The sequence below is a fragment of the Brevundimonas sp. 1080 genome, assembly GCF_040545985.1.
Taxonomy (GTDB): Bacteria; Pseudomonadota; Alphaproteobacteria; order Caulobacterales; family Caulobacteraceae; genus Brevundimonas.
Genome location: NZ_JBEPMW010000001.1, coordinates 430755 through 453178, shown reverse-complemented (window position 1 = coordinate 453178; position 22424 = coordinate 430755). Strand labels below are relative to the sequence as shown.

The 22424-nt window shown below is 65.2% G+C and carries 18 protein-coding genes and 1 pseudogene; 9 read left to right on the top strand and 10 right to left on the bottom strand.

Going from position 1 to position 22424, the window contains the following annotated elements:
* The first annotated feature begins 271 nt into the window (after window positions 1–271).
* Together ABIC32_RS02320 and ABIC32_RS02315 are read left to right on the top strand one after the other, a co-directional pair.
* Window positions 272–457, top strand: a complete 186-nt coding sequence (locus tag ABIC32_RS02320) for a hypothetical protein (RefSeq protein ID WP_066549928.1) — start codon at window positions 272–274, stop codon at window positions 455–457.
* A gap of 246 nt (window positions 458–703) precedes the next feature.
* A complete protein-coding gene (locus tag ABIC32_RS02315) occupies window positions 704–1060 on the top strand; it encodes a DUF6481 family protein (protein ID WP_055752926.1) in 357 nt (118 codons plus the stop codon).
* Window positions 1061–1139: 79 nt separating this feature from the next.
* Here the strand turns inward: ABIC32_RS02315 and ABIC32_RS02310 are convergent, their stop codons facing one another.
* Window positions 1140–4379: a PAS domain S-box protein gene (locus ABIC32_RS02310; protein ID WP_354072052.1), complete on the bottom strand. Its 3240-nt coding sequence runs from the start codon at window positions 4377–4379 to the stop codon at window positions 1140–1142.
* A gap of 235 nt (window positions 4380–4614) precedes the next feature.
* Between ABIC32_RS02310 and ABIC32_RS02305 the strand changes: the two genes are divergently transcribed.
* The 4 genes and pseudogenes from ABIC32_RS02305 (at window position 4615) to ABIC32_RS02290 (ending at window position 9313) form a co-directional block, all read left to right on the top strand.
* Window positions 4615–5796, top strand: a complete 1182-nt coding sequence (locus tag ABIC32_RS02305; RefSeq protein WP_354072050.1) for a cell wall hydrolase — start codon at window positions 4615–4617, stop codon at window positions 5794–5796.
* A gap of 79 nt (window positions 5797–5875) precedes the next feature.
* Window positions 5876–7813, top strand: coding sequence for a PAS domain-containing protein (locus tag ABIC32_RS02300; RefSeq protein ID WP_354072048.1), 1938 nt, complete (start codon window positions 5876–5878; stop codon window positions 7811–7813).
* 48 nt (window positions 7814–7861) lie between these two features.
* Window positions 7862–8284, top strand: a pseudogene (locus tag ABIC32_RS02295) (response regulator); the annotation flags it as partial.
* Between the two features lie 69 nt (window positions 8285–8353).
* Window positions 8354–9313, top strand: coding sequence for an aldo/keto reductase (locus ABIC32_RS02290; RefSeq protein ID WP_354072046.1), 960 nt, complete (start codon window positions 8354–8356; stop codon window positions 9311–9313).
* A 16-nt stretch (window positions 9314–9329) separates the two neighbouring features.
* On the opposite strand, the gene trxB is transcribed toward ABIC32_RS02290, so the two are convergent.
* On the bottom strand, window positions 9330–10337 hold the full coding sequence (gene trxB, locus ABIC32_RS02285) for a thioredoxin-disulfide reductase (RefSeq protein ID WP_354072044.1): 1008 nt from the start codon (window positions 10335–10337) through the stop codon (window positions 9330–9332).
* Window positions 10338–10406: 69 nt separating this feature from the next.
* On the opposite strand from trxB, the gene ABIC32_RS02280 reads away from it, so the two are divergent.
* Window positions 10407–10697 carry a glycine zipper domain-containing protein gene (locus ABIC32_RS02280; RefSeq protein ID WP_354072039.1) on the top strand — a complete coding sequence of 97 codons (291 nt, stop codon included), beginning with the start codon at window positions 10407–10409 and terminating at the stop codon, window positions 10695–10697.
* Window positions 10698–10821: 124 nt separating this feature from the next.
* Here the strand turns inward: ABIC32_RS02280 and ABIC32_RS02275 are convergent, their stop codons facing one another.
* From ABIC32_RS02275 to ABIC32_RS02255, 5 genes are all read right to left on the bottom strand, one after another.
* Window positions 10822–11775: a mitochondrial fission ELM1 family protein gene (locus tag ABIC32_RS02275; protein WP_354072037.1), complete on the bottom strand. Its 954-nt coding sequence runs from the start codon at window positions 11773–11775 to the stop codon at window positions 10822–10824.
* A 47-nt stretch (window positions 11776–11822) separates the two neighbouring features.
* Entirely contained in the window at window positions 11823–12296 is a 474-nt protein-coding gene (gene greA, locus ABIC32_RS02270) for a transcription elongation factor GreA (protein ID WP_017504734.1), read from the bottom strand.
* Window positions 12297–12441: 145 nt separating this feature from the next.
* Window positions 12442–12642 (bottom strand): hypothetical protein, encoded by a 201-nt coding sequence (locus tag ABIC32_RS02265; protein ID WP_045809837.1) that lies wholly within the window; start codon window positions 12640–12642, stop codon window positions 12442–12444.
* Window positions 12643–12696: 54 nt separating this feature from the next.
* Window positions 12697–13362: a glutathione S-transferase family protein gene (locus tag ABIC32_RS02260; protein ID WP_354072035.1), complete on the bottom strand. Its 666-nt coding sequence runs from the start codon at window positions 13360–13362 to the stop codon at window positions 12697–12699.
* A 70-nt stretch (window positions 13363–13432) separates the two neighbouring features.
* Window positions 13433–13633 (bottom strand): cysteine protease, encoded by a 201-nt coding sequence (locus ABIC32_RS02255; protein WP_295192070.1) that lies wholly within the window; start codon window positions 13631–13633, stop codon window positions 13433–13435.
* Between the two features lie 128 nt (window positions 13634–13761).
* On the opposite strand from ABIC32_RS02255, the gene ABIC32_RS02250 reads away from it, so the two are divergent.
* A complete protein-coding gene (locus ABIC32_RS02250) occupies window positions 13762–15060 on the top strand; it encodes a dicarboxylate/amino acid:cation symporter (RefSeq protein WP_354072033.1) in 1299 nt (432 codons plus the stop codon).
* Here the strand turns inward: ABIC32_RS02250 and ABIC32_RS02245 are convergent.
* From ABIC32_RS02245 to ABIC32_RS02235, 3 genes are all read right to left on the bottom strand, one after another.
* Window positions 15050–15328, bottom strand: a complete 279-nt coding sequence (locus ABIC32_RS02245) for a DUF1294 domain-containing protein (protein WP_354072030.1) — start codon at window positions 15326–15328, stop codon at window positions 15050–15052. The genes ABIC32_RS02250 and ABIC32_RS02245 overlap by 11 nt on opposite strands.
* Before the next feature lie 70 nt (window positions 15329–15398).
* Window positions 15399–18698, bottom strand: coding sequence for a carbamoyl-phosphate synthase large subunit (carB, locus tag ABIC32_RS02240; protein ID WP_354072027.1), 3300 nt, complete (start codon window positions 18696–18698; stop codon window positions 15399–15401).
* 25 nt (window positions 18699–18723) lie between these two features.
* Window positions 18724–19038 carry a ribonuclease E inhibitor RraB gene (locus tag ABIC32_RS02235; protein WP_038293704.1) on the bottom strand — a complete coding sequence of 105 codons (315 nt, stop codon included), beginning with the start codon at window positions 19036–19038 and terminating at the stop codon, window positions 18724–18726.
* A gap of 430 nt (window positions 19039–19468) precedes the next feature.
* On the opposite strand from ABIC32_RS02235, the gene ABIC32_RS02230 reads away from it, so the two are divergent.
* A complete protein-coding gene (locus ABIC32_RS02230) occupies window positions 19469–22423 on the top strand; it encodes a TonB-dependent receptor domain-containing protein (RefSeq protein ID WP_199059087.1) in 2955 nt (984 codons plus the stop codon).
* Window position 22424 lies beyond the last annotated feature (1 nt).

Here is a 22424-nt window from a genome sequence, read left to right as displayed (position 1 = left end):
CCGATGGTTAACGCATCGGATTCGGTAGGTATTTTTCAGTCGCGGCGACCCGTGTGGCTGCAAAACGGCAAGACTGGATAAATCTATAGGCCGAATACTGTATCCATCAACTGTTGAACTTGTTATGTCTAGATATGCTGCATCGCAGCAAACTAAATGGAGCGAACAAAGCTGTTTAGAATTGTGGCGGTGGTTGTCGGCGCAACTAGACCCCAAGCCAGGAACCGCTATGCCGCGTTCGCGTTCAAGCGTGGCCTTTGGAGAGAAGCTCATGACGAAAATCATCACCCTGACTGCGGCCGCTGCGGCGGCGTTCGCCCTGTCTGCCTGCGGCGCGACCATCGAACAGAAGGCCGCCAGCGGCGCTATCGCGGGCGCGGTCGTCGGCGGGCCGGTCGGCGCCGCCGTGGGCGGTGCTGCTGGGACGGCTGTCGGCCAGGCGCAAAAGCCGAACTAAGACCGCCTCGATCGACGCACGCTCTTATCGCCGCGCTTGCGATCAGGGCTGCGTCGCCTATCTGAACGAAGTGTTGCGGCCACGCCGCCGCGACGCCCCAAATGACGCATCAAGCCGATTTGCGGGCTGCGAACCTTGATTTTCGCGCGCTTATCGGCTTTGTGCGCCCCGCTTCGGGCCGTGCGTGGCGCAGCCTGACCCCCGACGACCGCCCTGGTCGCTCACAAGGAACCCTGACGCTTTCGCATGAAAGATCTGAAGACCGGATTCTCCGACCGCATTACCGCCCAGCAAGAGGCCAAGAAGGCCCTGCTCGCCAAATTCAAGCCCAAGGCCGCCGCGCCCGATCCCGAGTTCGAGCGTCTGGCTGAAAAGCGCGCCGCCGAAAAGGAAGCTCTGCGTCAGCAGCACGAACTAGCCAAGGCCGAGCAGCGTCGTGAAAAGGCTGAAAAGGAAGCCGCTCGTCTGGCCGCCGAACTCGCCGCTCAGGAAGAGATCGACGCCGAAAAGCGCGCCGACCGCAAGGCGCGCAAGCAGCTAACCAAGGAAGAGCAGAAGGCCAAGCGCGACGCGCGTTACGCCGCCCGCAAGGCCCGCCGCTAAATCCAGCTGCAGCTCCAAATAGATCGACGCGTCGCATCGCTGCGGCGCGTTTTTCTTTGGCCGTCAGTTCCCTTGTTAGTTAGTTCGTCGGCGCGGCGCTGAGGCGTTCCAGCAGGGCGCGCAACTGGTCCGACGAATAGGGTTTGCGCAGCAGCGGCCAGACCGTGTCGGCCAGCACCGCATCTACGTCCTCGCCGACGTAGCCCGAGGTCAGGGCGATCCGCAGATCCGGCCAGCGCGCCGCCGCCTCGCGCGCCAAATCGATGCCGCTCATGCCGCCGGGCATCACAACGTCGGTCAGCATCAGATCGAAGTCGTCGGCCTGAAGGAACTTCAGCGCATCGTCGCCCGTCTCGGCCCAGTCGACCTCCAGCCCGAAACCTTCCAGGATTTCGAGCGCGATGGCGGCGACGCCGGCGTCGTCCTCCACCAGCAACATCCGCCCGCCCTCGACTACGGGGACGCCATCGGCGGCGACCAGACTGGACGTCATTGCGGCGTCTTCCGCCGACAGAGGCGGCAGGAAAATGCAGATCTCGGCCCCGCGTCCCGGCTCGGAGATGATCTGGACGCCGCCGCCCGATTGGCGCGCGAACCCATAGACCTGGCTCAGCCCCAGGCCTGTCCCCTTGCCGACGCCCTTGGTGGTGAAGAAGGGTTCGAACACCCGGTCGCGGATGTCCGGCGACATGCCTTCGCCGTTGTCGGCGACGCTGACGCAGACATAGTCGCCCGCCGCCAGTTCGGCGATCTGTCCGGCCTCGACCGTGCAGGCCCGCGTCTGCACGGTGATGCGGGCCTGGCGGCCCCTGGCCCCGGTCACATCGCCCAGGGCGTCGCGCGCATTGACGATCAGGTTCAGCAGCGCGGCTTCGAACTGGGCCGGATCGACATTGGCGGGCGCGCCGCCACGCTTCAGCTTGACCTTGAAGTCCACGGCCTCGCCGACGGCCCGACGCAGCAGCGGTTCGCTCTCGCGGATCAGGGCGTTGAGATCGATCGGCTCGGGCCGCAGAGCCTGACGACGCGAGAAGGCCAGCAACTGATGCGTCAAGCTCTCGCCCCGTCGCGCCGCCGCCAGCGCCGCCTCACCCAGCTTCTTGCGCTTGGCCGCGTTCTCGCTGCGCAGGATGATGTCCAAGGCCCCGATCACCACGGTCAGCAGATTGTTGAAGTCATGCGCGACCCCGCCGGTCAGCCGCCCGACCGCCTCCATCCGCTGGGCATGGACCAGTTGCGCCTCGGCCTGAGCCTTTTCGATCAGGGCCTCGTCAACCCTTTCTTCCAGCAGTTCATTGATGCGTTTGAGGTCGTCTTCGGCCCGCTTGGCGTCGGTCACATCCAGACAGGCGCCGACATAACCCTGGAATAGGCCGGAGGCGTCGAAGCGCGGCACGCCTTCGGTGCGCAGCCAGCGCGGACCGAGTGTTGGATGATTGACCCGCGTCAGCGCCTCGAACCGATCCCGCGCCTCGAAGGCTCGCATGAAGGCGGCGGCGAAAACGCCCTCGTCGTCCGGGTGGATCAGGCGCCGCCAGCTATCGGGCAGATGCGCGTCCGCCTCGACGCCGAAGAAGGTGCGATAGCGCCTGTTGGCGAACACCATCTGGGCGGCGTCGTCGCTCATCCAGATCAGGGCGGGCGCGCTGTCGGCGACCGTGCGGAAGCGGTTCTCGGATTCCTCCAGGCGCGCCTGGGCCGTGCGCATGTCCGTCACGTCAAACGCCACGCCCACGAAGCCGACAACCTCCTGACCGGCCAGACGGGGGCGGGAGAAGGACTTCAGCCAGCGCCATTCGCCGTCGTGACGGCGATAACGCGCCTCCATCGAAAAGGGCTCGCGCGTCGCTTCCCCGTTAATCGATTCCGCCAAGATGCGCGCTTGATCCTCGGGATGCAGCGCGCTGCGCCAATCCAGGTTGAGCACGGTCTGATAGTCTGAGCCGTGGAAATCGACATAGGCGCGGTTCACGAAGGCGCGCGTGCGATCCTGTTTGGTGACCCAGATCAGCACCGGCGCGGTGTCAGCGATGGCGCGGAACCGCTGTTCGCTCTCACGGGTCTCGTTTTCCGCGCGGGCGCGCTCGACCTCGGCCCAGGTGCGCGCCGCGACTTCTTCGACAAGGCTGACCTCGGCCTCGGTCCAGTCGCGCGGCGTCGCCGAATGGACATAGAGAAACGCGCGCAAACGTCCGGTCCGGATCAGCGGCGCGCGCACCAGAGCGCGGGTCTGGATGGCGTCGAAGGCGTCGGCGACCGCCGCCGTGCGAGGGTCTTCGCGCACATCTGAAATCTGGATGGTGCGGCCTTCATTCAGGTCTGAGATCAGACCTTCGCCAAAGGCGTTCAGGCTGAACTGACCCTGAGCGCTTTCGACGCCGGCGGTCCAGTCGCGGCTCATGGAAACGACGCCCGCCGCCTGATCCACCTCGCCATAGCCGACCCGGTCGACGTCCAGCAGCGCGCCGAGCGTGCTCTCCACATCGGCCATGATGTCTTCGGGATCGGTCAGGTCGCGCAGACGATCACTGAAGTCCAGCAGGAAGGCTTGACGTCGCGCGGCGCGCGCCGCCGCATCCAGCGCCTCGCGGGCTTCGGTCACGTCGAAGGAAATGCCGGCATAGCCGACGAAGACGCCCTGCCCATCGAAGCGCGGACGCACGACGGCCCGCATCCAGCGCCAAACGCCATCCTGCCCCAGAACGCGCGCCTCCATCTGGAAAGGCTCGCGATCAGCGGCGCCGGCCTTCTCGGCCGCCTTTACAGTCTCCAGATCGTCGGGGTGAACGGCCGTCTTCCAGCCGCCCTCGCGTAGAGCCTCGATGTCCAGCCCGTGCAGGGTGAAGACGGCGGCGTTGACGAACTCGAACTCGCCCTTGGCGTCCAGCAGCCAGATCGGCGAGGGGGCGGTATCGGCGAGTTCGCGGAACCGGGTCTCGCTTTCACTCAGCCGCGAAAGGGCCTTGCGGAGCGACGCCCCCACCGCCGCGATGAACAGGCCGACCAGAACGAAGTTCCAGGTCGCCGCACCACCGATGGCGTCAAGCACGCCATCCCGGCCGGTGGCCGTCAGCGCGACGATCGCCCAGCCGCCGCCGGTGCACACCGCCAGCGCCGTCAAGGCTCCGGTCCAGCCGGCCGCCAGAGCCGCGAGGGTCACCGCCGGCAACAGGATGGTGAAGCCGGTCACCTCGCCATACAGCGGCGACGCCGCCGCCCGGATCGCCAGACCCGCGAGGGCGATGCCGATCCCGATCAAAAAGCGATGCGTAGGCGAGGCCGTCGACAGGCGCGCCAGGCCGATCAGCCAGCGATCCATGACCGCGATCCGCCGTTTCGATCCGCCTGCGCTCATATCGTCGGTTCGCCCCACCAGCGACGCGTTTGCCCCGCTGGAACATAGTTTTACACCTTGCGTTTGGGGCGACCACCCCTGACGCGCAGGGGGTTTGATAACGGCGGTCGTCGTGACGCCGGAAAATGGCCTATAAGTCGGACTAGACGCGCGATCTCAGCGAAAGGCCGGTGCGCCGATCGCGGCTATTGGACCCTGAATGACCCGGTTGCTCTGGAAGACGATGTGGAAGGCGCTGCGGCGTTCGGCGGCGGCCTTGCCCGCGGCCGGCGCGGTGCTGGGCGTCGCCATGGCGGCGGGGTCCAGCGTGCGGCCCGATATGGATCGGACGGCCGAGGCGGTCTCGCGCATCACCGGCGGCGACCTCGGCGCGGGCGGGCTGGCCGCGATCAAGGGGCGACTGACGCCGTCGCAGCTGGCCGTCGCCATGCGGCATGATCCCAACCTTCTGCAGCCGGCTCTCTACGGGCTGACGCCGGGCTGGGAGAGCTTGACGCTGGCCGGCAAGCCAGGTCTGGAATCGGGCAAGAGCGGCCTTGAGGCCCAACGTCTGAACGCGGCCATGGCGCCCGCGTCCGGCGCGCTGCGTCCTGCCCTGCCGTTCGTGTTCAAGGGCAGCGCCGAGGATCGCAGGCGGGCTTTGCGCTGCCTGACCCAGGCGGTCTATTACGAGGCGGCGCTTGAGCCGGACAACGGCCAGGCGGGCGTGGCGCAGGTGGTCCTGAACCGCGTGCGCGATCCGAATTACGCCAGCACCGTCTGCGGCGTGGTGTTCGAAGGGGCCGAACGCGTCACGGGCTGTCAGTTCAGCTTCACCTGCGACGGCTCGCTGGGCCAGGCACCGGTCGGCTGGGCTTGGGAGCGGGCGCGCAAGGTGGCGGAGCGTGCGCTGAACGGCGCCGTGGCTCAGGAGGTGGGGACCGCCACACACTATCACGCCGACTATGTGCATCCCTGGTGGGCGCCGACGGTGGCCAAGGTGACGCAAATCGGCGCGCACATCTTCTATCGTTGGAAGGGCGTCTATGGCGAAACGGCCGCCTTCCGCAAAACCTACAATGGGCGCGAGCCGACGATAGACGAGGCGCGCTTCTCGCGTCCGCGCATGACGATCGCGGCCGGCTCTGCAACCGGCGGCGCCGATCCCGACGCTCCGCTGAAAGACGCGCCTCTGAAGACGGTCGAGATCGATGGTCAGCAGCGGGTCGTCGGCGTGGTCAGCCTGGGCGGTCGCCGCCTGCCCACGCGTGACGAAGTCGCCGCCATCAACGCGCGCCTGAACGCCCTGGAGCGGCCCGCATCGTCGACCAAACCCGCCGCTCCGGCGCCCGCGGGCGTCACGACAATGGATGTGGAGGAAGTCGGTCGCCCCGCGAACTGACATCCAGCATTGCAACGCTTCGCCACTCCGAGCATTGATGTCGATGGCCGGGCCTGACCGGCCCAGCGAGGACGCCTGCTTGACCCACCCCGAAGTCGATTGTCCGAGGTGGGACGAAGGCGACCGTCTGAAGGCCCTGACGAGCTACGGGGTTTTGGACACGACGCCCGAAGGGTCGTTCGACGATCTGGCGTCGCTAGCCGCGCGCATCTGCGAAGCGCCTATGGCGGCCGTCAGTTTGGTCGATTCCCAGCGTCAGTGGTTCAAGTCCGAGGTCGGTCTGGGTGTACGCGAAACGCCGCGCCCGCTGTCTTTCTGCGCCCACGCCATGCTGGGCGACGACGTCATGGTCATCCCCGACGCGATGCAGGATGACCGCTTCATCGACAATGATCTGGTGACGGGCGCGCCGCACATTCGCTTCTATGCCGGCTATCCGCTGAGGACCCCCGACGGCGTGCCGCTGGGCGCCCTGTGCGTGCTGGACGACACGCCGCGCCCGCAAGGTCTGACCGAGCTTCAGCTGATTGCGCTCAAGACCCTGGCGCAACAGGTGATGACGCAACTTGAGCTGCGTCGCGCCCTGTTGGACCGTGACCTCAGCGACCGCACGGCGCGGCTGGCGATGGAGGCCTCGGCCTATGTCGGGGCCTGGGACTGGGATATTCCCGAAAATCGCGTGATCGCCGACGAACGCTTTGCGCGCATGTATGGCGTGGATCCGGAAGCGGCGCGCGAAGGCGCAGCCATCGAGGTTTTCACAAGCAACGTCCATCCCGACGACGCCCAGCGCGTCGCCGAAGAGATCGACCGCGCCATGACGGGCGACGGCGCCTTCGTCAGCGAATATCGTCTGGGCCAGGGCGATGACATGCGTTGGGTTCTGGCGCGCGGGCAGGTTTATTTCGACGCGGAGGGTAAGCCGATCCGCTTCCCCGGCGTCGCGGTGGACATCACCGAACGCAAGACCATCGAGACGGACCTCGCCGAAACCGCCGTGGCCCTGAGCGAAAGCGAGAGCCGGTTCCGGGTCTTGGCGGACGCCATGCCGCAGATGGTGTGGTCCACTCTGCCGGACGGTTTCCACGACTACTACAATGCGCGCTGGTATGAGTTCACGGGCGTGCCTCTGGGATCGACGGACGGCGAGGGGTGGAACGACATGTTCCATGCCGACGACCGCGAACGGGCGTGGGCGGTGTGGCGCAACTCGCTGGAAACCGGCGAGCCCTATGAGATCGAATACCGGCTGAAGCATCACAGCGGCGTCTATCGCTGGACCCTGGGCCGCGCGGTGGCGATCCGCGACGAGGCGGGCGAGATAACCCGCTGGTTCGGCACCCTGACTGATATCGATGAGTTGAAGCGGCTGGAGCAAGGCCGCGAGTTGGTCAGCCAGGAGCTGAGCCACCGGATCAAGAACATCTTCGCTGTGGTCACCGCCCTGGTCGCCCTGTCGGCGCGTCAGTATCCGGAAGCCAAGGCGTTTGCGGCCTCGCTGCGCACACGCATCGCCGCCCTGGCTCGGGCGCATGAGTTCGTGCGGCCGCACACCGAGACGTCCAAGACCACGATCGGGGCGACAACCCTGCATTCCTTCCTGTCCGACCTGTTCAAGGCCTATGCGGACGAGACGGGGGGGGCGCGCGTCGTGATCCGGGGCGAGGACGCCGTCTTCGACGATCAGGCGGCGACCTCCGTGGCGCTTCTGTTTCATGAGTTGGCGACCAACGCCGCCAAATACGGCGCGCTGTCCGAGCGCGGGGGCGTCGTGACGCTCGACACCGAACGACAGGAGGATCGCTTCGTCCTAACCTGGTCGGAAACGGGCGGTCCGGTCATCCAGAGCCTGCCGCAGCGCACCGGCTTCGGCTCCTCCCTGGCCAGCCTGTCGGTCGAGGGACAGCTGGGCGGTCGGCTGTCGCGCGAATGGCGACCCGAGGGCCTTCAGGTCATCGTGGATCTGCCGGCGACGGCCTTGTCCAGGCGGCGAGCGGCCGGCGGGTATTCAAATTAGTCCTCTATTGAAACCTATCCCTCACACTGACGTTACGTACGTTCCCGAACCCCCGATCGAGCCATGACTGCGCGTATCCTCATCATCGAAGACGAAGCTCTCGTTGCGATGGAGCTCAGGTTCGTCCTGGAGGATCTCGGTCACGAGGTTCTGGGCGTCGCCGCGACCGCACAGGCCGCGCGCGATCTGGTGCGCGAGAACGACGTCGATCTGGCGTTGGTCGATATCCACCTTTCCGATGGTCCTACTGGGATCAACCTGGGTCGCGAACTGGGCCAGGACATGGGCGTCTCCGTCCTATTCATGACGGCCAATCCCGGCATGGTGCGCGAGGGCGTGGCCGGCACCATCGGCGTGCTGTCCAAACCGACCGACGAACATGCGGTTCAGAGGGCCGTGGATTACGCGCTGCGTCGGCGTCAGGGCCAACCGGTCGATTATGCGCCTCCGGGCCTTCAACTCTTCGGCTGACCGCCGCCGAGGCGGTTGCGGTCGCAGCGATGCGGCATATGTCGAGGGCTCCCCAGAGGAGACCTCCCCATGACAACCCTTCCCAAACGCAAGCTCGGCTCCAGCGGTCTGGACATCGCCCCACTGGTGTTCGGCGGCAACGTCTTTGGCTGGACGGCGGATGAGGCGACGTCAATCGCCCTGCTGGACGCCTTCGTCGAGGCCGGCTTTGACGCCATCGATACCGCCGACGCCTATTCGCGCTGGGTTCCGGGCCACTCCGGAGGGGAAAGCGAGACGATCATCGGCAAGTGGCTGAAGGCGCGCGGCCGGCGCGACGACGTGAAGATACTGACCAAGGTCGGATCGGACATGGGGCAGGGCCACAACGACCTGTCGCCGGCCTGGATCGAGACGGCGGTGGAGGCGTCGCTGCGCCGGCTCCAGACCGACTATATCGACCTGTATCAGACCCACTGGCCCGATCCGAAGACGCCGCAGGAGGAGACACTGCGCGCGCTGGGCAAGCTGGTGCAGTCCGGCAAGGTGCGCGCCATCGGCACGTCCAACCATTCGGCCGAGCAGGTGTCCGAGGCTTTGGACATCTCGCAGCGCGAGGGTCTGGCCGCCTATGCGACGATCCAGCCGCACTACAACCTCTACAGCCGCGACACCTTCGAGGGCGGATTGCAGGACTTGGCCGTCCAGAAGGGCCTGGGCGTCATCACCTATTTCAGCCTGGAGAGCGGCTTCCTGACCGGCAAATACAAGACCGTCGATCAGATCGCCGGGACCAAGCGCGAGGGAATGCTGAAGGACAAGTTCGACGAGCGCGGCGTGCGCATTCTGGCGGTCCTTGACGCCGTGGCGCAGAAGAACGAGGCCACGTCCGCCCAGGTCGCTTTGGCCTGGCTGCTGGCCCAACCTGGGGTCACGGCCCCGATCGTCAGCGCCACCTCGACCGAACAACTGGCCGACACGCTGAAGGCGGCGACGCTTAAGCTATCTGACGAGGATCTGGCGGAACTGACGGAGGCCTCGGCCTACTGATCGCGCAGGATCGGGGTCACCAGACCCCGATCTTCTCCGCCTCGGCGTGGCTGATGGGATGGTGAGCCTTGGCGTGGTCTTCCTCGGCAAGGAAGCGGCTGACTTCCAGCGCGGCCATGCAGCCCATACCGGCGGCGGTGACGGCCTGGCGATAGACGTCGTCAGTCACGTCGCCCGCGGCCCAGACGCCTTCGATTTCGGTCGAGGCGGTGCCGGGCTTGACCCGTAGATAGCCGCCGGCGTTGGTCTCCAGCTGACCCTTGAACAGTTCCGACGACGGGGCGTGTCCGATAGCGATGAAGACGCCGTCGGCGGGGATTTCCCGGGTCGAGCCGTCCTGGACGTTCTTGAGCCGAACGCCGGTGACGTTCTTGGCCATGCCGTCCACAACGCCGACAATTTCCTCGATCGCCGAGTTCCAGATCACCTCCACCTTCGGGTGGGCGAACAACCGGTCCTGCAGGATCTTTTCGGCGCGGAACTCGTCGCGGCGGTGAACGACCGTGACCTTGGAGGCGAAGTTGGTCAGGAACAGCGCCTCTTCGACGGCGGTGTTGCCGCCGCCGACGACTACGACCTCCTTGCCGCGATAGAAGAAGCCGTCGCAGGTCGCGCAGGCCGAGACGCCAAAGCCCTGATAGGCGGCCTCGCTCTCAAGCCCCAGCCATTTGGCCTGGGCGCCGGTGGAGATGATCACCGTCTCGGCCAGCAATTCCTCGCCGCTGTCCAGCGTCAGGCGGAACGGGCGTTGCGACAGGTCGGCGGACACCACGATGTCGTGGATGACCTCGGTCCCGACATGCAGGGCCTGGGCCTGCATCTGCTCCATCAGCCAGGGGCCCTGGATGGTGTCGGCGAAGCCGGGATAGTTCTCGACGTCGGTAGTGATGGTTAGCTGGCCGCCAGGCTGGATGCCGGCGATGACGACGGGGTTCAGCGAGGCGCGGGCGGCGTAGATGGCGGCGGTCCAGCCGGCGGGACCGGAACCGATGATGGCGACGCGAACGGTACGAGCTTGGTTCATGGCCCCTATTTAGGCAGTGATTCCCGTTTGCGCGATGCTAGTCTCGCCTGACATGAAGGGGAGATGGGGATGACGAACAAGAACGCGGCCTTCCTGCCGATCGGGATCAGTCTGGGCCTGTCGATCGGCGTGGCGCTGGGCGTGGCCCTGGACAACGTTGGCCTGGGTCTCGCCCTGGGCACGGCTATCGGATCAGGGTTCGGCGTGGCTCTGATGGGGGCGGCGAACATGAAGGCCAAAAAGGGCGGCGGATCGGACGGCGGCGCCGTCATGCCGTCATCGGATACGTCCCAGCCCAGCGGCTCGGACTGCAGCGGGGACAGCGGGTGTGACGGCGGCGGCGGGGGTGGCGGCGACTGAAAAGGCCACTCCAGAATCTTTTAGTGCACTTTCGTGCAGATTTTTGCGAGCCGTTCTTAGAAATCCTCCCGATGACGGTCGTCACCATGAGGCATGGCGGCGTCAGGAACGGACGTCGGTCTCGCTATCGGGTCTGCATCGCTTCCAGAACGGCGCGCGCGGCGCGGTCGGTCTCGGCCAGCGGCTCGTAGGTCCAGCCGTCCAGCGCGCCGTCGAACGGACGGGTGGCGCCGCGCGATTGCAGGTCGTCGTGCAGGTGAGCGAACTTGTCGCCGGCTTTCAGCGGGATCATGGGCAGGACATGGACCGGCTTGCCGGTGGAGGCGGCCTCGGCCGCCATATTGGCGCTGTCCTCGGTGACCAGGATGTGGTCGGCGAAATGCAGGAAGCCGAACAGAGGGTTGTCGCCTGTCCCGTCCCAGATCCAGCACGGCAGGTCCGACAGGCGAGCGGTCATGACGGCCTTCGCCGCATCGGGCGTGCGGCGTGAGAAGGTCAGCATCAGCGCCCCGCTCGACGTCCGCACGGCGTCGGCGATCTGGTCGGCCAGGTCGGCCGCATGGGCGGGGGGCAGGTCGAAGGCCTTGGACTTGCCGCCGATCAGCACCGCGATGCGCGGATGGGGCAGGGGGGCGATCCGGTCGGCGAAGGTGGGCGCGGCCTCGGCGATGCGCTGCGGCGTGATGCGATGGGGCGAGCCGGTGATCTCGAAGACATTGTCGCCCGACAGTCCGTCGTGAGCGGGGGCGACGATCAGGTCGTAGCGGTCGTTGGCCCAGCGGGGGTCCTGGGTCTGAACGACGAAGGTCTTGCCGCCGCTCCAGGCCTTGATGCGGGTCGACAGCGGCAGGGTCGCGCGACCCGTGGCGATCCACAGATCGGGCCAGGGGCCGGTCAGCGGCGCGGACGCCAGCATAGCCGGGGTCTTCAACGCCGACGGGAGGCGGTCGAAGATCGGCCGCCAGCGGATATGTTTGATCGTGATTTCGGCCGGGGTCAGGCGCTGAACGGCCTCGGCGAGACCCAGCGCCTGATTCGCGATGCCGGCGCGGCCGTCGGAGACGACCCAGATGGCCAAGGGATCGGAAGAGAGGGGGCGCGCGGACGCTGCCCCCGCCATCACTTTTACTTCCACTCGACCTTGAGGATCTCGTAGGCTTTCACGCCGCCGGGGGTGTTGACCTCCACGACGTCGCCGACCTCCTTGGAAATCATGGCGCGCGCGATCGGCGAGGCGATCGAGATCTTGCCCTTCTTCACATCGGCTTCGTGTTCGCCGACGATCTGATATGTGGCCTCTTCCTCGGTGTCTTCGTCCACCACGGTGACCGTGGCGCCGAACTTGACCTGACTGCCCGACAGTTTGGACACGTCGATGACCTGGGCGCGGCTAATCTTGTCCTCGATCTCGGCGATCTGGCCTTCGATCCAGCCCTGACGTTCCTTGGCGGCATGGTATTCGGCATTTTCGGACAGGTCGCCGTGCTCACGCGCCTCGGAAATGGCGGCGATCACGCTCGGCCTTTCGACCGACTTCAATTGCTTCAGTTGATCGTCGAGGACGCGGTAGCCCTCGGCCGTCATCGGCACTTTTTCCATTGTGTCGTGATTTTTCTGGTTCGCCCGGAGACTGGAAAGACGCGAGATAAGCACACAAAAGGCCGCGGGGCGGGCGCGGCCGGGCATCAAGACTAGGGTTTCTCGCTCAGGAATTCAAGAGCGTGCCGCCCGTCCCGGTTGACCCTCAGGCGCGGGCCGGCGGTTCGGGCTTGTGGTCGCGGCGCAGGACGCCCTTGATAAGGCTGTAGGCCAGCCAACCCACGGCGGCGAGGCCGGCGAGCATGAAGATGCCGGAAATCAGGGCGGCTCCTGCCGCCATGAAGGCCAGGACGAAGGCGACGGCCGCAGCCAGTCCGGCCACGATCTGAATGGTTTGAAGGCGCATGCGACCTTAACGCCCTCGACCACGGCGGGTTGCGCCGTCGCGATCACGATCCGATCACGCGTAGCTGTAGGGGCCGCCGCGTTCGAGCGCGCGCTGATAGGCGGGCCGCGCGTGGATGCGATTCAAGAAGGCCTTCAGACGGGGCTTGGTCTCGGCGTCGAAGGCGCGGTCGGCGCCCGCCTCGACCGGAAAGCTCATCATGATGTCGGCGGCGGTGAACTGGTCGCCCGCGAACCATTCCGAGCGGCCCAACTCGTCTTCCCAGAAAACGACATGGGTGCGCAGTTGCGGGTCGACGAAACTGGTGATCGCCTTGTTGGCGACGCCATTGACGATGGGTTTCAGAAGGGCGGGCGCGCGGCGCGGCAGCATGTTGAAGACCAGCTTCAGCAGCAGGGGGGGCATGGCCGACCCCTCGGCATAGTGCAGCCAATACGTGAAACGACGGCCGTCCTCGGTTCCCGCCGCCGGACGCAGCCGGCCTTGGCCGTAGGTATCGAGCAAATATTCGACGATGGCCCCGGTCTCTGCGACCTTGACCGCGCCGTCCTCGATGACCGGCGACTTGCCCAGCGGATGGATCGCCAGCAGTTCGGGCGGGGCCAGCCGGTTTCCGGGGTTTCGTTGGTAGCGGACCACCTCATAGTCCAGGCCCAACTCTTCGAGCAGCCACAGGACGCGTTGCGAGCGGCTGTCGTTCAGATGGTGGACTTTGATCATGGGTCGGCTCCGGGCGGCGAGGCGTGACTATTCGCAACGCCGCCAGAGAAGTCGAGTGGCGATTGCGGCCTCAGCGCGGGCGGCGGCCGCTCCAGCGTCCGCGCGGTTGCGGCGCGACCCTGGGCTTGGCGCCTTCGCGGCGGTTGCGCCAGACCTCATAGGCCAGGGTCGCCAGGGCCAGCTTCCCTGCGTGACGACCGGCGACGCGACGGCCGCCCTTGGAGAGCAGAAGGCTGCCGAGGAGGGGAACGAGCTTGTGCAGACGGGACATGATAGAGTTCCTTTCATCATCCCAACGCGCGGTGTGCGACCGGAGTTCGCCCTGCGACGACATGAACTGTCAGCGACCGACAGAAGGTTTGGCGCGCGCGATGCGTCAAGCGGTGCTAGCGCTAGGGTATGAGCCAATCCCGCATCGCCGCCTTCTTCACCTCCCTGAGCTTTTTCGTCATCGCGGCGCTGGTCGCCGGCGTCGTCGTCGGCGCCCTGGCGCAAGGGTCGCAGGCCGCCTGGCTGACCGGCGCCCTGGGCGTGGTCGAGAGCCTGGGCCAGGTGTGGCTGAACGCCCTGCGCATGACCGTCATTCCCTTGGTGTTCAGCCTGTTGGTGACCGGTATCGTCTCCATCGCCGATGCGGCGGCGACGGGTCGGATCGCGGTGCGGTCGCTGGTGGTGTTCGGCGTGCTGCTGGTCGGGGCGACGCTCTATGCGATCCTGGCCGGCTTGGGCCTGCTGGCGGTCTGGCCGATCGATGCCGAGGCGGGGCGTGGGCTGCTGGCGGGGGTCAGCGCCGAATCCCTGGCGACCGTGGGGGAGGCGGCGCGCACCGACGGCCTGCGCGCCTTCCTGGCCAGTCTGGCGCCGGCCAATGTCATCAAGGCGGCGTCCGACGACGGGGTGCTGGCGGTGGTGGTCTTCGCCGTCGCCTTCGGTTTCGCCGCGACGCGGATCAAGGCCGAGCTGCGGCGCCCGCTGGCGGGCTTCTTCGAGGCGGTGGCCGAGACCATGGTGGTCATCGTCCACTGGGTGCTGCTGGCGGCGCCATTCGGGGTGTTCGCCCTGGCGCTGGGCGTGGGTTTGCGCGCGGGCCTCGGGGTGGCGGGGACGCTGGCTCACTACGTCGCCATCGTCTGCCTCAGCCAGATCGGCCTGATCCTGATCATCTATGTCGTGGCGATCGTGTGGGGACGGATTTCGCTGGCCCGTTTCGCGCGCGCCGTGGCCCCGGCCCAGGTGGTCGCCGTCTCGACCCAGTCGTCGCTGGCCAGCCTGCCGGTCATGATCGAGCGCGCGCGCGACTGGCTGGGCGTGCCCCAGACCTCCGCCGGCCTCGTTCTGCCGCTGGCGGTGGCGGTGTTCCGCATCACCAGCCCAGTCGCAAACCTGGCGGTCTGCCTCTATGTGGCGCAGTTGCACGGGGTGGAGTTGGGGCTCGGCGTGCTGATCGCCGGTGGACTGACAGCCATCGCCGTGTCCATCGCCTCGGTCGGCCTGCCGGGCCAGGTCAGCTTCTTCGCCGCCATTGGCCCAATCTGCCTGGCCATGGGCCTGCCGCTGGGCGTGCTGCCGCTGCTGCTGGCGGTCGAGGTCATCCCCGACATCTTCCGCACCGTCGGCAACGTCACCGCCGACCTGGCCGCGACCCGGATCGTGGCCGGCGAAGATGGGGCAGGCGAGGACGGTCGCGCTACAGAATGACCCAGGCGGCGGCGCCCGCCAGCAGGATCAGGTGAAGCAGGACGACCAGGCCGAACCGGGTCCTGAACGGCTCCTTGCGCGTCTTGTGGCGCAGGATGTGCTGACCCATCCAGGCGCCCAGCCCGCCGATCAGGCCGAACAGCAAGAGCGTGGATTCTGGAGTCCGCCACAGGCCGGCCTTGGCGCGCCGCTTGTCCTTGGCGAAGGCGAGAAACCCCAGCACTTCGCCGCACAGGATGGCGATCAGGACAAGGTCGAGATTGGACATCGGCGCATCTCCAGCGTTCGGCCGCTACAGCCCTGCAGCGTGCGGCCGAAAACCGGAGATTTTGTCAACGTCAAGCGTAGTCCTGGATCGCCCGCACATCCAGGTCGCCAGCCTTGATCGCGCCGATGGCCTGGGCCGCCGCCAGGGCGCCGGCGGTGGTGGTGTAGTAGGGCATCTTCATCATCAGGGCGGTGCGGCGCAGGCTGAAGCTGTCCTGCAGCGACTGCTTGCCCGATGTGGTGTTGAAGACCAGCTGGACCTCGCCGTTCTTCATTGCGTCCACGATATGCGGGCGGCCTTCCAGCACCTTCTTGACCAGCTTCACCTCCAGCCCCTGTTCGACCAGATAGGCATGGGTGCCGCCGGTGGCCATCAGGCTGAAGCCTTCGGCCAGCAGCGTTTTGGCGGCGTCGACGATGAAGGGCTTGTCCTCGTCCTTGACCGAAATGAAGGCGCAGCCCGAGGTCGGCAGGGTGGTGCCGCCGCCGATCTGGGACTTGGCGAAGGCGCGGGCGAAGGCGGGGGCCATGTCGGCCTCTCCCGGCCGCTTAAAGTCCAGGCCCATGACCTCGCCCGTCGAACGCATCTCCGGGCCCAGGACGGTGTCCACCCCGGCGAAACGGGCGAAGGGGAAGACCGCTTCCTTGACCGCGATATGGTCGTAGGGCTTGTCCGTCAGGCCGAAGGACTTCAGCGGCACGCCGGCCATGACCTTGGCGGCGATGGAGGCGATCGGCTGGCCGATGGTCTTGGCCACGAAGGGCGCCGTGCGGCTGGCGCGCGGATTGACTTCCAGCACGAAGATGCGCGGGTTTTCGCTGTGCGGCTCCTCGATGGCGAACTGCACGTTCATCAGGCCGCGCACCTTCAAGGCCTTGGCCATTTCGGTGGTTTGGCGCTTCAACTCGTCCACGATCTCGGCCCGCAGCGAGAAAGGCGGCATGGAGCAGGCGCTGTCGCCCGAGTGGACGCCGGCTTCCTCGATATGTTCCAGGACGCCAGCGACAAAGACCGTCTCGTCGTCGCACAGGGCGTCGACGTCCACCTCGGTGGCGCGGTTCAGATAGTGGTCGATCAGGACGGGATCGTCGCCTGAGACGCGCATGGCCTCGTGGACGTAGCGGTCCAGTTGCTCGCGGTCGTGGACGATCATCATGCCGCGACCGCCGAGGACGTAAGAGGGGCGCAGGACGACGGGATAGCCGACCTCTTCGGCCTTCTGCGCCGCTTCCTCGGCCGAACGGGCCAGGCCATTGGGCGGCTGGCGCAGGCCGATGCCCTCCAGCATCTGCTGGAAGCGTTCGCGATCCTCGGCCAGGTCGATGGAGTCGACGCTGGTGCCCAGGACGGGGATATTGTCCTCCTGCAGCGCGTGGGCCAGTTTCAGCGGGGTCTGGCCACCGAACTGGACGACGCAGCCGATCAGCTCGCCGTTCGAACGCTCGACCTCGATCAGCTCCAGCACGTCCTCGGCCGTGAGCGGCTCGAAATACAGGCGGTCGGAGGTGTCGTAGTCGGTCGAGACGGTCTCGGGGTTGCAGTTGACCATGATGCTTTCGACGCCGATCTGGTCGAAGGCGAAGGCTGCGTGGCAGCAGCAGTAGTCGAACTCGATGCCTTGGCCGATCCGGTTCGGACCGCCGCCCAGGATGATGGCCTTCTTCTTGTCCGACGGCTCGCTCTCGCACTCGGGGATTTGGCCGAGCGCGCCGGTCTCATAGGTCGAATACATATAGGCGGTGGCGCTGGCGAACTCGGCGGCGCAGGTGTCGATGCGCTTGAACACCGGGCGCACGTTCAGGCCGCGACGGGCGGTCCGGACGGATTTTTCGCTCTGGCCGGTCAGTTGCGCCAGACGGGCGTCGGAAAAGCCCTTGGCTTTCAGGCGGCGGAACTCGGTCGGGTCGGTCGGCAGGCCCTTGACCCGCACATGGCCTTCTTCGCGCACGATGTCGGCGATCTGGCGCAGGAACCAAGGCTCATACGAACAGGCTGCGTTGACTTCTTCGACCGTCAGGCCGTGGCGGAAGGCCTGGGCGATGACGCGGATGCGGTCGGGGGTCGGAACGCCCAGGGCGCGGACGACGGCGCCGCGGGCCGTGGCGTCGTCTTCGGCGCCGGCCACCCCTTCGATCTCGATCTCGTCGAAGCCCGACAGGCCGGTCTCCAGCCCGCGCAGGGCCTTCTGCATCGATTCCTGGAAGGTGCGGCCGATGGCCATCACCTCGCCCACCGACTTCATCGAGGTGCCCAGCAGGGGCTCGGATCCCGGATATTTCTCGAAGGCGAAGCGCGGGATCTTGGTGACGACATAGTCGATCGCCGGCTCGAAGCTGGCCGGCGTGACCTGGGTGATGTCGTTGGTCAGTTCGTCCAGGGTGTAGCCAACCGCCAGACGCGCCGCGACCTTGGCAATGGGGAAGCCTGTGGCCTTGGACGCCAGCGCAGACGAGCGCGATACGCGCGGGTTCATCTCGATCACGACCATGCGGCCGTCGGCGGGGTTGATCGCCCACTGGACGTTCGACCCGCCCGTCTCGACGCCGATCTCGCGCAGCACATTGATCGAGCCCGTCCGCATCCGCTGATATTCCTTGTCGGTCAGCGTCAGGGCAGGGGCGACGGTGATGGAGTCGCCGGTGTGGACCCCCATCGGATCGACGTTCTCGATCGAGCAGATGATGATGCAGTTGTCCGCCGTGTCGCGGACGACCTCCATCTCGTATTCCTTCCAGCCCAGGACCGATTCCTCGATCAGGACCTCGGTCGTCGGCGACAGGTCCAGGCCGCGCAGGACGATTTCCTCGAACTCCTCGCGGTTGAAGGCGATACCGCCGCCGGTGCCGGCCAGGGTGAAGGACGGGCGGATGACAGCCGGCAGGCCGACGAACTCCAGCCCCTCCAGCGCTTCTTCCATCGAATGGGCGGCCTTGGAGCGGGGGCTCTCCAGACCCAGCTTATCCATCGCGTCGCGGAACTTCTGGCGATCCTCGGCCTTGTCGATCACCTCGGCCTTGGCGCCGATCATCTCGACCCCGTGCTTGGCCAGTGCGCCGGATTCATGCAGGGCCAGGGCCGTGTTCAGCGCGGTCTGGCCGCCCATGGTCGGCAGCAGAGCGTCGGGCTTTTCCTTGACGATGATCTTCTCGACCATCTCGGGCGTGATCGGCTCGATATAGGTGGCGTCGGCCACCTCCGGATCGGTCATGATGGTGGCGGGGTTCGAGTTGACCAGGATGACCCGATAGCCTTCCGCCTTCAGGGCCTTGCAGGCCTGAACGCCGGAATAGTCGAACTCGCACGCCTGGCCGATGACGATCGGGCCGGCGCCGATGATGAGGATGGACTTGATGTCTGTGCGCTTGGGCATCGCCAGCTCTTCTTCTTATTGAACGCTAGTGGGTCACGACCGCGCATTCCCAGCCGTCATACTCCAGCTGGAAGGCCGCGGCCCAGGTCTGCATCATGGCCGAGGTCGCGGCAAACGACGCCTCGTCCACCGCCATGGTCGTTTCGAGCACCGTCATATCGTCGGCGCCGCGCGTCAGAAATCCGGCGCGCCGGGCGACCTCGTTCAGGTCGCCGTGGTCGCCCTCGCCATAGAAGTAGAACAGCGTATGGCGCGGCGTCACACCGCTGTCGCCCTGTTCGGCCAGCGCCGCGCGCACCATGGCGTCGCGTTCGTCATGACGGATGTCCGAGGCGTCCAAGGGAGTGCGTCGTCCTTCGTTCTCTACGCGCGCGAGAAGCCCCCCGCAGAGCCTGGCCCTGCGACGCTCACGTCTGCTTGTCGGTTAAGCGGCCCGTTTAGAGAGGGTGGGGCGAAGGGGCAACCGGAAACATTGCGTGCGATCGATCCCGGCATACCCATCAACCTCGACCCATAAAGACGGACTAATTTGAGGATCGCCTCACTCTAAACTCGAGATACATCAATCTTTGAAACAAACTTGTTGCGCCGATGACACATTCCCGACTTGGATGTGGCTGGTCTTTGGTTCTAATGTGACGTCATGAGGAGTTGCGCAGCAGCGTGCTGTCGCGTGTCCGCACGATGTTTGCATTGGCCTGGAGGGCTTGAATTTGACGTACCATCGGTCTCGTTTGCTGGCTGGCAGCATGCTTTCTGCAGTTGGCCTCATGGTCGCCCTTCCCGCTTTCGCTCAGCAAACGCCTCCGCCTGTCGAGGGCGAGCAACCTGCGGGCTCGGCGACAGAGGTCGGCGAGATTGTGGTTACGGGTTCACGCATTCCCCGTAACGAGTTCACTAGTGCATCACCGGTTCAGGTGCTGACGGCTGCTCGCGCAGAACAGCGCGGCATCAGCGACACGGCTCAGTTCCTCCAGTCATCCACCCTTGCGGCCGGCTCGCCTCAGGTGAATTCTGCCATCTCGAGCGCGTTCGTGACGGATGGCGGGCCTGGCGCCGCCACGATCTCACTGCGCGGACTAGGCGCCAATCGCACGCTGGTTCTTCTGAATGGTCGTCGTGCAGGTCCCGCCGGGACCCGTGGCGGCGTATCATCTTTCGATCTGAACGTCATTCCGCAGTCCGCGATCAATCGCATCGACATTCTGAAGGATGGCGCTTCTTCCATCTATGGCTCTGACGCTGTCGCTGGGGTTGTTAACCTGATCACTGATCAGAACCGTGACGGCGGTGAAATGTCGATCTTTGCCACGGCGCCCTTTGAAGGTGGCGGCGAGCAGTTCAATGTCTCTGGATCGTTTGGAAAAAAGTTTGATCGTGGTCACGTCAACTTCTCTGCGGATTATTATCGCCAAGAGGCGCTACGCGCTGGAGACCGCGACTATCTGATTTGCACCAATCAGTACGTGTTCGAACCGGGCACACGCAACCGCGCCGATCGCATCGATCCTCGCACTGGACAACCGCAGTGCACGGATACGCCTTGGGGTCAGGTTTACGTTTACGGTGACGACTTCTCCGGTCGTCCCGGCCGCTTCCAATTTGATTACGATGGCGATTTGGGCCGGTATATCCCGGCACGACCGACAGATCCCGCTGTTTCGGCTCAGTACGCCAATGCACCCGCCGGGTTCTATCTCGTCAACTATGACGTACCTTCGCGTGCTGTGACGAACAATCTGCCAGATTTTGCTAGAGAAGCATCAATCATCCCAGAGGTTGATCGATATACTGCGTTTGTCGAAGGTTCTTACGAAGTTGGTAGCGCTGAAATCTACGGCGAGTTTCTTCTGAATCGCCGTGAGAGCCGGACCGACGGATTCCGGCAGTTTTGGAACTATACTTATACTGCAGATTTCTTTGACTACATCTACGGTCCTGGAGCAGGTGGCGACCCGGTGACGGGTTTTACTGGCCCCAATCTGCTTAGCGCGACTCCGATTACCGATCATTTTGACCAATCACAGCGCGTCGATTACGTGCGTGGTGTCGCTGGTATTCGGGGAGATCTCACCGTTGGCCCGCTAAAGAGCTGGAAGTGGGATCTGTTCGTTCAATATAGCCGTTCAGATGGCGACTATACGTCCGATGTCATTCTGCAAGACGCGGTAGATTCAACCAGCTTCAAGACCGCAAGCTGCGTGGGCCAAACCCTGCCAGTCAGCGGTCGTCGGTGTATCGATGTCGATTTCACCGACCCAGACTTTTTGGCGGGACGTCTCACCGATGAAGAACGCGCCTTCCTGTTCGACACAGAGACAGGAAACACGCTGTATGAGCAGACTTATGTCGAAGGCTTTATCGGCGGCGACGTGATGCAGTTGCCGGCTGGCCCGCTCGGGTTGGCCTTGGGCTTCCACATTCGTCGTGATGAAATCAACGACACGCCCGGCGCTGTGACGCTCGCGGACAACAGTTGGGGTTTGACGGGCTCCGGAATCACTGCCGGTTCGGATGACACCCGCGAAGTGTACGCCGAACTGTCCGTCCCTCTGGCGCGCGACGTACCCTTCTTCCGCGAACTCGATCTATCGCTGTCTGGTCGGTACACCGACACCAAGACCTCCGGCGATGCAAGCACCTATAAGGTTGGGCTAAACTGGGAGTTGGTTGACGGCATTCGTTTCAGGGCTTCGCACGGAACGTCGTTCCGCGCCCCAGCGCTGTTCGAATTGTATCTGGCCGACCAGACAAGCTTCTTGGCCCAGCGCTCGATCGATCCCTGCCTCAACCTGGATAATAGGCTCGCTGACGGCTCTGTGTCGCAGCAAGTGTACAATAACTGCACCAGCGCCTCGGGGCCTGGCGGCGGTGTTGACGGAGCCTATGCAGGTGCGCCGTCGTCGGCAACGATTATCACCGGCGGCGGTCTGGGCGTGTTAGAGCCCGAAACGTCGAAGGCTACCGTCCTCGGCGTTATCGTTACGCCGCCGAACAGCGGCCTAAGCGTTGCAGTGGACTATTTCGAAATCGAAATTCAAGACGAGGTTAGAAACCTTGGTGCGGCGTCTATCCTGGCTGCCTGCTACACCTCGGACAACTTCCCGACGGATCCGATCTGCAACCAGTTCGACCGCGATGTGAATTCCAGCGGCATCACCCAAGTGCGCGACTCCTATCTGAACGTGGCTGAACAAACGAACCGTGGCCTGGACTTCACTGTTCGCTACATCACCGACACACCCTTCGGCGAGTTGACGCTGGACAGCCAGACGACCTGGACTTTGGAGGATCGCACCGCCCTATTCGAAGATGCTCCGGTGGACCCGCTAGGCCGGATCGGTAATCCGGAATTGGTCGGCAACATCAACGCCAGCCTGGCCCGAGGTCCATGGACGGCTTTCTGGGGCTTCGACTGGATCGGCAATCAGGACAGCCGCTTCGACTACATCGATGACAACGGCGATCTGTTCGAGACCATCGATGGTCGTCGGGTCGAGGTCAAAGCCGTTGCGGAGTTCACCGGCTTCCACAGCGTGTCTTTGAGCTACGATAGCAGCAACGGTTGGCGTGTCAGCGGCGGTGTCTCCAACGTGTTCGACGAACTGCCGCCGGCGGCGAGTTCCTTTGCGACGACGGTTCAAGGCAACTCAGTCTTCGGATCGCAGTATACCGAAGCCTTCTATGGGCGTCGGGGCTTCCTGCGGGTGAGCAAGACCTTCTAAG